The sequence below is a fragment of the Terriglobales bacterium genome, from assembly GCA_035624475.1.
Classification (GTDB): Bacteria; Acidobacteriota; Terriglobia; order Terriglobales; family Acidobacteriaceae; genus DASPRL01.
Genome location: DASPRL010000233.1, coordinates 1 through 10,424, shown reverse-complemented (window position 1 = coordinate 10,424; position 10,424 = coordinate 1). Strand labels below are relative to the sequence as shown.

Sequence of the window (10,424 nt, the reverse complement as noted above, 5' to 3'; positions counted from 1 at the left end):
GGGGTTCAGGGCCTTTACGGCATGCAACTTCTCGCACCCAAACGGCGACTCCATTCCTTGGAAAAACTCGTTGTCCTTGGCAACGTCACTCCCCAGCGCGGTGCGCGTGGGCAGGAAAGGGACGCCCATGGCGCCCCCCTGGAGCGCCAGGGCCACCGAGAAGTTGGTCAGGTTGGTGACCTTGAGCTTCCCGCCCTCCACCGCGCGGCGGAAGTTGTAGGCCGAGCCCATCATGACGTTGCCCACCCAGGCCGCGATCACGCCCTCCACGCACCCCGCCCCGATGAGCTGGTCGAAGAGGATGTCGGAGATGGGCCCGATCAGCGTCAGCCCGCGCTTCTTCTGGCGGATGATCTCGTGCCCCGCGGCGAAGGGGATCATCTGCTCGAGCTGCAGCCCCAGGGCGACGCTGGCGCCGTCGGGCACCAGCTCGGCGATCGCCTCGCGTATTGTGAGCTGCTTGCTCACTTCCCCTTCCACACCGGCTGCCGCTTCTCCATGAAGGCCCGGATCCCCTCGGGCGCGTCCTCGGTCTTCATCAACTCTTCCAGGTAGATCTGCTCGGCGCGGGCCAGGCCTTTGTCGAAGTGCATGGCGTCCCAGGCGTAGAGCGCCTTCTTAGTCAAGCGCAGGGCCGCCGGACTGAGCTTGGCCAGGCGCGCTACGGCCTCGTCCACCCGCGCTGACAATTCTGTTTCCGGCACGGCGGCGTTGGCTAGGCCGATGGCCGCCGCTTCGTCCCCGCTGAAGATACGGCCGCTCAGCACCAGCTCGGCGGCGCGCTTCTGTCCGACCACTGCCGCCAGCGCCACCACCGCCACCGGCGGGAAGCAGGCCAGCGTGATCTCCGGGAAGCCCCACTTGGCGGTCGCGGCGGTGTAGGCGATGTCGCACACCAGCGCGACCTCGGCGCCGCCGCCCAGACAACTTCCCCGCACCGCCGTGACGGTGACCTTCTTCGTGGCCAGCAGCGCCCGCACCACGGAGTGGAACTCGGAGAGCATCGAGTGCACCTTGTCGGGAGTGTGCTCGGCCACACTCACGCCGGCGGAAAAGTGCTTCTCTGAGCCCGCCAAGATGAGGATGCTCACGTCGTCGCGAGTCTCGACCAGCTCCAGCGCCGCGCGCAGCTCGTTCATCATGGCCATGTCGATGATGTTGAGCGGCGGGCTAGCCAGGGTCAGCCGTGCAACCGGCGGCTGGAAGTCGAGCGCGATCTTGCTGAAGCTTGCGGTCGGTGTGGCCATGGAACTCTCCGATCTCCCCAGCTAGCTGGTCCAGAAGCCCTTGGTGTCGTACTCGCGGATGGCCTTCAGTTCGGCCGCGCTGGGCTCCGCGGTCTGCCCGACCTCTGCCCCCAGGCGCAGCTTCCAGCCGGTGTTGGCCGCGACGTCGTCCACCGTCACTCCGGGATGCACGGAAGCAAGATACGCCTCGCCATCCTCGCCGAAGCGCAGGATCGCCTTGCTGGTGATGACCGCCGCCGGGCCGCCGCGCGGCAGGCCTACACGCCCGCGCCAACCCGCGCCTTCGCCGTTCCCCGGGCTGGTGATGTAGCTGACGCGCTCCGGCAGCCGATGCTTCGCGTGCTCCAGCAGCACCACGAAGCGCTTGGCCAGGGAGGCGATGTCGCAGGCGCCGCCGGAGCCGGGGAGGCGGACGAACCGGTCGTTAGTCGTTGGTCGTTGGTCGTTGGTCGAGCCGATCTGGGTGGAATTCAGATTGCCGTAACGGTCCACCTCCGCCGCTCCCAGGAAGCCCAAGTCCACCCGCCCGGACTGCAGCAGGCTCATCACGCCCAGCATGTCGAGACACTGGGTGGCGCCGAGGAGGTTAGGCGGGTCAGCCATGGTGTAGATCAATTCGGGCGCGGGCGTCGTGCGGATCACCCCGTTCTCGAAGACACCAACAGCGTTGGGTGCGTGGGTGCGCTTGGCCACCACGAAGGCGATCAGCGGCAGCCGCATGCCCACGAACACCACCTCGCGGTCGCGGATCTCGCGCGCCGCGGCGCACACCATCAGCTCGTTGAGCGTGTAGCTCGTGCCCGTCTTCGGGATGTGGTCGACGGTTGCGCTCATGGATACCGGCACTTAGCACTTAGCCGTTAGCATTTAGCCGGCAACGGTTGGGGGCTAAGTGCCAAGTGCTAATTGCTAAGTGCTAAAGGTTTATCGCGCTCTTGCGCACTTCGCCGATGCTGGCCAGCGGGTCGCGCGCGCCTTCCTTGGGCGCGATCCAGTTCTTCTCGCTGCCGATGATCTCCAGCAGCAGCTTCTTGTCCTCGGCCGTGGGCATGAATTCGTTCCAGCGCTGCTGGTATTCCTTCTCCTCCAGCGGCTCGCCGCTCTGGGGGTGGAACTTCTGTCCCGCCCAGCGCCCAATGGCGCGGTTGAACTTGATGTGCGGGGCATAGAGCCTGGGCTCACCCGCCTTCAGCACTCCATTGAAGCGCTCGATCAGCCCGGCCACCTCCTCGTGGTAGAGGTGGCGGTTGTAGTCGTTGATGTCATCGAGGTCGGGCTCGGTTGTGTTCTTGGGCTCGTCGTAGCGTCCCTTCACGCCCCACACGTAGGCCCAGTGCGCGGACGAGGAATGATCGGTGCCGAAGAGGTCGTGGGAGCAGGAGATCCACTTGTTCAGGTACTTCTGCAGCAGCCACGCCGGGATGACGCCCGCCTTCACGATGCGCGCCAGGCCGTCGTTGCCGGTGCCCATGTGGAAGGCCTCCTCGCGCAGCATGTAGGACATGGAGCGTCCCAGGGGTGCGAAGGCGGAGTACTTCAGCATCTGCAACTGGAACTTGCCGTCGCGGTCGACGAAGTCGGTGTAAGTGAAGAAGTCGAGCCAGTTGTCGACGTCCACGTTGAAGGCGCCCAGCAGCCGCTGGTTCTCGAAGGCGCGGCGCTCCAGCAGCTTCTGCGCTTCCACTTTGCCGGAGGCGCCGAAGTAGTCCACCAGGAGGGCGCACATCTGCCAGCCGTGGCGCATCTCCTCGATCATGACGCGGGTGAGCGCCTTGCGGTCCCAGTCGGTGGGCGCGCTCTCGAACAGGTGGCGCTGCTGCTCCACCGAGGCGAACTCGGTGTCGCCCTGGTAGACGATCATGTTGAGCAGGGCGTCGCGCATCTGCTGCGTCGGGATCTGGCGCACGTTCTCCCACTTCTTGCGTCCCTTGAAGGAGCCGAACTGGATCTCGTCGGTCTCGATGGCGCCGTAGAGGGTGTCGAAATGGAAGGCGCGGATGTCGTCGGTGTCCACACCGATCTCCTTGCGCCAGTCGTTGAACATTCCCACCCAGTCGCTGAAGCTGCCGATCGTGAAGACTTTTCCTGGCATGAATGACCTCGGTTTCTAGCCCCGATACCCCATCTCGGGGGCGAGCTTGATCTTGCTCTTGACGAAGGTGCCGTTGCCGCGCGCGATCTCGCGCTGCTCGGAGTCGTAGAGCACCGACTCCGCGATGAAGAAGCTGCCGCCCTTGTGCACCACCGTGCCCACCGCCCGCATCTCCCCGCCGGAGATGGGCCGGATCAGGTAGACGCTGAAGGTCGCGGTCAGCACGAAATAATCGTCCACCAGCGAGTTCACGGCGAAGAACGCGGCGTCGTCCATGGCCTTGAAGTAGACCGAGCCGTGGGCTGCGCCGGCGGCGTGAAAGAACTTCTCCTGGATGGGGATCACCACCTCGGCCGCGCCGTGCGACACCTTCATGCGGGGCGCGTAGTACTGGTTGATGGGCGCCACCGCGTACATCTTCTCCAGCATGCGGTAGTGCCCTTCCCGGCCGTGTGCGTGCTCGCTCATAGACTCAACCACACCGTCTTGAGCTCGGTGTAATGCTCGATGGCGTGCGCGCCCAGCTCCCGCCCGAAACCCGACTGCTTGAAGCCGCCAAAGGGCAGGGCCGCGTCCATCAGGCCGTAGGTGTTGATCCACACCGTGCCCGCTTTCAGCCGGCGCGAGAGCGCGTGCGCCTTCTTGACGTCGCGCGTCCAGATGGCGGCGGCCAGGCCGTAGACGTTGCGGTTGGCCAGCTCGGCTACCTGCTCGATGTCGTCGAAGCCGAGGGTGGCCAGCACCGGCCCGAAGATCTCCTCTTGCGCGATCTTCATCTCGTTCTTGACCCCGCCGAAGATGGTGGGCTCGACGAAATATCCTTTGTCGCCGTTGACGGCGGCGCGCTTGCCCCCGGCCAGTAGCTGCGCCCCTTCCTTCTGCCCCGTCTCGATGTAGCCCAGGATCTGCTTCATCTGCTCCTGGCTGACGATGGCGCCCAGGCGGGTCTTGGGATCGAGCGGGTCGCCGGGCTGGAGCTTCTTGGCGCGCTCCACCAGCTTGCCCAGGAACTCGTCCTGCACCTTGGACTCGACGAAGAGGCGCGAGCCCGCGCAGCACACCTCGCCCTTGCCGTAGAAGATGCCGTTGATGGCGCCCTTCACCGCCGCGTCCAGGTCGGAGTCGGCGAAGACGATGTTGGGCGACTTACCGCCCAGCTCCAGGGTGATGCGCTTCAGGGTGTCGGCGGCGGAGCGCATGATCTCCTTGCCCACCGCAGTCGAGCCGGTGAAGGCAACTTTGTCCACCCCGGGATGGCGCACCAGCGCCGCGCCCGCCTCCGGCCCTCCGGTCACGATGTTGACCACGCCCGCGGGCAGCCCTGCCTCCTGGCACAGTTCACCGAAGCGCAGCCCGGTGAGCGGCGTCTGCTCCGCCGGCTTGAGCACCACGGTGCAGCCGCAGGCCAGCGCCGGGCCCAGCTTCCACGAGGCCAGCAGCAGCGGGAAGTTCCAGGCCACGATGGCGCCCACCACCCCCACCGGCTCGCGCAGGGTGTAGGTGAAGGCGCTCTCGAAGGTGTTGACCGTCTCGCCCTGGATCTTGGTGGCCCAGCCGGCGTAGTAGCGGAAGACGTCGGCCACCATGGGCATGTCCACGTAGCGGGATTCGAAGATGGGCTTGCCGTTGTCGAGCGTCTCCAGCTCGGCCAGCTCCTCGATGTTCTTCTCGATCAGGTCGGCGAGCTTCCAGAGGAGGCGCCCGCGCTCGCTGGCGGAGAGCGAGCGCCAGGCACCCTTGCCCGAGGCCTCGAAGGCCTTGCGGGCCGCGGCCACGGCGCGGTCGACGTCGGCGGCGCCACCCTCGGCGATATCGGTTAGGCTCTCGGCGGTTGCGGGGTTGAGGGTCGGGAAGCGCTTGCCGCTCGCCGCCTCCGCCCACTCGCCGCCGATCAGCAGCTTGCCTGGCTTCACTTGTGCTTTGCTTGCAGTCAACATCGCTCTATCTCATCCTTCCGAATGTGAGCGGCGGAGCCAAAAGGCTATGCCGACCCCGGCTACCACGGCAGCGACCACGAACCAGAAGAGGCCCGGACTGCTGTGGTAGAGCTTCTTCACAAAGTCGACTTCAATGAAGCTCGGGGTCAGAATGACGATCAGGGCAATGATGATCAGCACCCAATCGCCAACGGAGCTCCGGCCGTGACTCATCTCGAGCCTTAAGTCGTCTACTTCGCCGTGAAGGTGGCCGGGCGCTTGTCCACGTAAGCCGCCAGACCTTCCTTGGCGTCCTCGCTCTGGAAGAGGAGCTGCTGGTTCTCGCGCTCCACCGCCAGCGCCGACTCCATGGGGATCTCCCACCCGGTCTGCACCGCGCGCTTGATGCGCCCCACCGCCTTGGCTGCCTTGTTGGGCGGGCAGAATTGGCGGGCGTACTCCAGCACGTTGTCCATGAAGTTCTCGCGCTCGAAGATGTCGTTGACCAGCCCGAGTTCCTTGGCCTCTTCGAAGCTGAAGGTGTTGCCGGTGACCATGAGCTCGATGGCCTTCGACTTGCCCACGATGCGCGAGAGGCGCTGCGTCCCGCCGGTGCCGGGCAGCACGCCCAGGTTGACCTCGGGCAGGCCGATCTTGCCCGCGTCCTTGCGCGCGATGCGCAGGTCGGCGGCCATGGCGATCTCCAGGCCGCCGCCCACGGTGTGCCCGTTCAGCGCCGCGATCACCAGCTTGGGCGTGTGCTCCAGACGCAGCAGCATCTCGTTGGCGTGCAGGCAAAAGAAATATTTGAAGGTGGGGTCCACGCTGGAGAGCATCTTGATGTTGGCCCCGGCGGAGAAGAACTTTTCGCCCGCGCCTGTCAGCACGATCACGTAGACGTCGTTGTCCATGCGCGCCTTGAGGATGGCGTCGTCGAGCTGGCGGTTCATCTCGTAGGTGTAGGTGTTGGCCGGGGGATCGTCCATGGTGATGATGCCCACGCCCGCGTCCTTGCGGTAGGTGACCAGTTGCTTGGTGGCGGTTTCGGTGCTGGCTGCCATGTCAGGCTCCTCGTCTCGTGAAATAGAAAATCATTGCTTGGACCGCGACGCGCGCCGGACCGCCGGGGCTCGCACGCCGTGCAGGAAAATGTCGCCCATCTGCCGCGCCAGGCTCTCGGCATCGCCGTCCAGGCGCGGGTTATACCAGGTGTAGAGCCAGTTCATCATGCCGAACAGGCTGAGGACCGCGGTGCGGCTTTCGACCCCGTGGTGCTTGGCTGATTCTACCCCTTGGCGGCGCTTCAGGTCGTCCATCAGGCCCAGGCAGATGCGGTAGTACTCGCGCTTGAGCGCGCGCACCTCGCTGCCGTAGCTGTTCTTGAGCACCTCGTCCTCGTGGGAGAGAACCTTCATGGCCGCCTGGTGCGCCAGGAAGTACTCCAGATGGTTCTGGATGAAGACGCGCAGGCGCTGGGCGGGGTCGGCGACGCCGGCCAGCCGCTCGCGCAGCCGCTGCATGATGGTGGTGAAGGTGTGCTTCTGGATGAGGTAGAGCAGCTTTTCTTTGCTCTCGGCGTAGTAATAGAGGCCGGCCAGGCTCATGCCGGAGGCGCGGGAGAGGTCGCGCATGCTGGCGCCTTCGTAGCCCTTGTCGCAGAAGACCTCGGTGGCGCAGCGCAAAAGCTGGCCCAGGCGCCGGTCGAAGCGCTGGGGAGCGGGCGGACGCGAGGCGTCGCGCGCCGCGCGCGGGCGCAGGTTGGAGGTGGCGGTGGCCATGCCCTGTGGTCGTGCCCTATTCGAACGTTCGTTCGAACTTTTCTCTATCTTAAGGGTGTCCGCCCGCAATGGTCAAGAGGATCAGTTGCGGATGTCGGCCATCAGGCGCTCGATCTCCGCCTTGATCTCGGCGGTGGGGGGCAGCAGCGGCAGGCGCGGCGGGCCGCCATAGTAGCCGTTCAGGTCCATGGCGTACTTCACTCCGGGGACCCCGAACTCGCCCACCACCTTCTGCGCCGCCTCCACGATGCGCTTCTGCTTTTCCTGGGCCAGGGCGATATCGCCCTCCTTCCAGGCGCTATAGATCTCGAAGCAGATGGTCGGTGCCGGACAGGCGAAGGCCAAGATCGCCCCCACCGCGCCCAGCTCGAGGGAATCTTCCAGGGTCTGCGCCGAGCCCACAAGCACCTGGAAGCCGACCTCCTTGGTGCGGGTCTTGAGCTTCGGTGGAGCCGCCACCGCCGCCGGCGCGCCGCCCAGCGCGCTGGCCGGCACCACTTCCCCGCCTTGCGGGGCCGCCGGCACCGCCAGCATCCGTCTGGTCACCGCCTGTTGCGTTTCCGTGACCTGCACGGTGCGCTTCGCCGGGCTCTTGCCGGTTTCCGCGATCTCCGCCTTCACCTTCTCCAGCACCCCGCAGGATTCCTTGATGGCGATGATGTTGGGATGGTCGGCGAGTTCACGCACCACCTCCACCGGCATGTCGTAGCCGGTGGCCTGCGGGAAGTTGTAGATGACGATCGGCAGGGGCGAACGGTCGGCCACGGTGCGATAGAAGGTGGCCTCGTTCAGCGGCTTCATCTGGCGCTTGTAGTAATGCGGGGTACGCACCATGGCCACGTCGTAGCCCAGGGTGGCGGCGTACTCGGTGAGCCGCAGAGTCTCGATGGCCGACTCGATGCCGGTGCCGGCGATGAGCACCTTCTCGGGCGCCGCCGCCTCGCGCGCCGCCTTGAAGACGTCGCGCCGCTCCTGGTCCGAGAGCAGGATGGCCTCCCCGGTCGAGCCCAGCACCACGATGCCCTGGATGGGCGTGCGCGAGTAGCGCTCCACGTTGTGCTCCAGCTTCTTGAAGTACACGTTGCCGTCGGGATAGAAGGGCGTGGTGATGGGGGGAAACAGTCCGTTCAGCAGCATCGTCGTGTCCAGTTTCTGGTCTCTCGTTTCCAGTTTCTAGACGAGTATAGCGCCGGCCCGTCTTGGAAACCCTGAAACCTTGAGACTCTGAAACCTCACCAGGCTGAAGGTCCTAGTAAACCTTGATCTCCACCCGGTTCCCGTCCGGGTCGCGGACGAAGGTGGAGAGCCCCTTGCCCTCGGCGCCGTCGTTGACCTCGGCGGGGGTGGGCTCCAGGCCGGCGCGCTTCAGGCTGGCGATCACGTCGTAGATGCTGCTGCCGCTAGCGGCGAGGCAGAAGTGTGTCTCGGTGAGGTTGGCGGCGGGTGCGGGATTGGTGGGCGTAGCTTCGAACAGGTCGAGCACGCTGGCGCCCGCGCGCAGCGTCACGATGAGGTAGCCGGCCTTGGACTTGCCCTCGTGCTCCAGCTTCATGCCCAGGGTCTCGGCATAGAACTTCTTCATGGCCTCGAGCCTCTTGGTGACCAGGGCGACATGGTCCAAGCCTTTGTAGGTGATCACGCCCGGGATTGTAGCAGCCCGGCCCGCACGGAGCTATTTCGCAAGACCTAAGTCGCGCCCACACCCGCGGCCCGCGCCACCGGGTCCACCTCGGCGGCCTTGCCGCCCGACTTGAACTCGTCCACCAGGTCGAGGAAGACAAAGACGTCGGGCACGCGGGAGGTGCTCACAGCCACGTTGTCCAGCCACTTGCCTTCCGCCTTGATGCGTAACTGCTGTCCGGCGATGCGGCACTTGGCCAGGGTGGCGAAGGAGATAGGTGGCCCGTCCTTCCAACTGATGCCTTGCTGGGAGAGGCCGAGCTTGCCGAACTTGACCGTCTCGCCGTTCTTGACGCGGCGCCGGATGTCGTCGCGAATGGCGGGATTCACCCGCCGCAGGACCATGCGGATGGCCTCCTGCCCTTCGCGCCAGTTGGGACTGATGCTCAGTTTGCGCCCCTCGCGCGAGACCAGGATCAGTGTCATCATCCCCGAGGAGCTCCCCTTGGCCGCCGCCTGTGCGATCAGGTAGCCGATCAGGCCAAAATGCACCATTGCCTGCCCCGTGGGTGTCTGTCGGAAGGTAGTGGAGGCGATCTCGTCCCAGCGCATCTCCGTGCCGCCGAGAACGCCCTGCGTCTGCACTCCTTCGGAGTGGACACTCAGCTCCGCCTTGGAGGCGGCGATCCACAGCCACACCGCCAGCCCGGTCACCGCAACCGCGATCCCGGCGGAAACCGGCTCCACCTTGTTGCCGTCGCTGTAGAACCCCAGCGCGACCAGCCAGGCCACCGCCACCGGCAGCAACACCAGCAGCCGCCAGATCAGGTTCTGCTTGAAGCTCCTCTCGGGAGGAGAAATGAACATGCGCAGCCTCCTACCGGCCCGCGGCCAGGATCCTCTGCAGCAGTCTGGGATCGTCGGGCAGCAGGCCCGCCTTGGGCAGGCGCGTGGTCAATTCGCGCCAGCCCGGCTGCAGCGCGAAGGCCTTCTGGAAGAGCGGCAGCGACTCGTCCACCCGCCCCATCGTGACCAGGGCCACCGCGTGCCAGTACTCCATCTCCGCCAGGCGGCTAGGCAGCACTCCCGGGGTCTTGGCGGCGATCTCCTCCGCCGCCGAGTACTCGCGCAGCGCGCCCTCGTTGTCGTGGCGTTCGACGGCGGCGTCGCCCGCGTTCATGTGGTTGTAGGCGCGCTGCAGGGCGACCAGGCGCCGCAGCTCCGGGATGGGCTGGTCGGCGTCGTCCACCCGCAGATCGAAGACTTTATCTTCCCAGGGCCGGCCGCTGGACTGGGCCTTGACCACGAGGATGGCAGCCGACTGCCGTCCACGGATGTCGCCGCCCGCCGCTTGCCCCGCCTCCAACGCCGCCAGCATGCGCTCGGCCAGGTCGCCCTTGGTCTCCTGGAAGGCCTTGGCCATCGCCGGCCACACCTTGGCGTTGGACATCAGGTTGGCCTGCGCGGAGAAGTTCTCCCCCACCTGGATCCAGCCGTCGTCCGGGTCGGTGGAGGGACGCTGCATGTGCTGCTCTCCCGGCGTGACCAGCCCCACCACGTCGCCGGCCGCCTGGATGTCCTTGGTGCCGGTGTAGGCGGCCACATGACCTTGAGCGTCGATCATGGCCACCTGGCGCACGTTGCGGTGCGGATCGGCGGCCAGCAGGCCGCGCAGGGCCTCGGGAGCGCTCCGTCCGGCACGCATCGCGGCCAGACCCAGCGGGCCGTAGGAGGGATCGATGAAGGATTGCGTGGCCACCGCGCCCACGCC

The 10,424-nt window shown here is 66.1% G+C and carries 13 protein-coding genes; all 13 read right to left on the bottom strand.

All coding sequences use genetic code 11. The annotated features are described in order from the left end of the window. Positions 1–468: CoA-transferase (locus VEG08_09780; GenBank protein ID HXZ28271.1), on the bottom strand; the 468-nt coding region annotated here is incomplete at its 3' end. Then, a complete protein-coding gene (locus tag VEG08_09775) occupies positions 465–1,247 on the bottom strand; it encodes an enoyl-CoA hydratase/isomerase family protein (protein ID HXZ28270.1) in 783 nt (260 codons plus the stop codon). The genes VEG08_09780 and VEG08_09775, both read right to left, overlap by 4 nt. 21 nt (positions 1,248–1,268) lie before the next feature. Beyond that, positions 1,269–2,081, bottom strand: a complete 813-nt coding sequence (locus VEG08_09770) for a CoA-transferase (protein ID HXZ28269.1) — start codon at positions 2,079–2,081, stop codon at positions 1,269–1,271. An 82-nt stretch (positions 2,082–2,163) separates the two neighbouring features. Beyond that, a complete protein-coding gene (locus VEG08_09765; GenBank protein ID HXZ28268.1) occupies positions 2,164–3,339 on the bottom strand; it encodes a Phenylacetic acid catabolic protein in 1,176 nt (391 codons plus the stop codon). 15 nt (positions 3,340–3,354) lie between these two features. Further along, entirely contained in the window at positions 3,355–3,807 is a 453-nt protein-coding gene (locus VEG08_09760) for a PaaI family thioesterase (GenBank protein HXZ28267.1), read from the bottom strand. Further along, positions 3,804–5,252 (bottom strand): aldehyde dehydrogenase family protein, encoded by a 1,449-nt coding sequence (locus VEG08_09755; GenBank protein ID HXZ28266.1) that lies wholly within the window; start codon positions 5,250–5,252, stop codon positions 3,804–3,806. The genes VEG08_09760 and VEG08_09755 overlap by 4 nt, the downstream gene beginning before the upstream one ends. Before the next feature lie 33 nt (positions 5,253–5,285). Next, positions 5,286–5,456 carry a hypothetical protein gene (locus VEG08_09750; protein ID HXZ28265.1) on the bottom strand — a complete coding sequence of 57 codons (171 nt, stop codon included), beginning with the start codon at positions 5,454–5,456 and terminating at the stop codon, positions 5,286–5,288. 50 nt (positions 5,457–5,506) lie between these two features. After that, on the bottom strand, positions 5,507–6,316 hold the full coding sequence (locus VEG08_09745; GenBank protein ID HXZ28264.1) for an enoyl-CoA hydratase/isomerase family protein: 810 nt from the start codon (positions 6,314–6,316) through the stop codon (positions 5,507–5,509). A gap of 30 nt (positions 6,317–6,346) precedes the next feature. After that, on the bottom strand, positions 6,347–7,033 hold the full coding sequence (locus VEG08_09740; protein HXZ28263.1) for a TetR/AcrR family transcriptional regulator: 687 nt from the start codon (positions 7,031–7,033) through the stop codon (positions 6,347–6,349). Between the two features lie 81 nt (positions 7,034–7,114). Continuing rightward, positions 7,115–8,170 (bottom strand): dihydrodipicolinate synthase family protein, encoded by a 1,056-nt coding sequence (locus VEG08_09735; GenBank protein ID HXZ28262.1) that lies wholly within the window; start codon positions 8,168–8,170, stop codon positions 7,115–7,117. A gap of 112 nt (positions 8,171–8,282) precedes the next feature. Then, a complete protein-coding gene (locus VEG08_09730; GenBank protein HXZ28261.1) occupies positions 8,283–8,672 on the bottom strand; it encodes a VOC family protein in 390 nt (129 codons plus the stop codon). 47 nt (positions 8,673–8,719) lie between these two features. After that, positions 8,720–9,520 (bottom strand): DUF6585 family protein, encoded by an 801-nt coding sequence (locus tag VEG08_09725; GenBank protein HXZ28260.1) that lies wholly within the window; start codon positions 9,518–9,520, stop codon positions 8,720–8,722. A gap of 10 nt (positions 9,521–9,530) precedes the next feature. Then, a partial coding sequence (locus VEG08_09720; GenBank protein ID HXZ28259.1) for a DUF1028 domain-containing protein occupies positions 9,531–10,424 on the bottom strand: 894 nt, incomplete at its 5' end.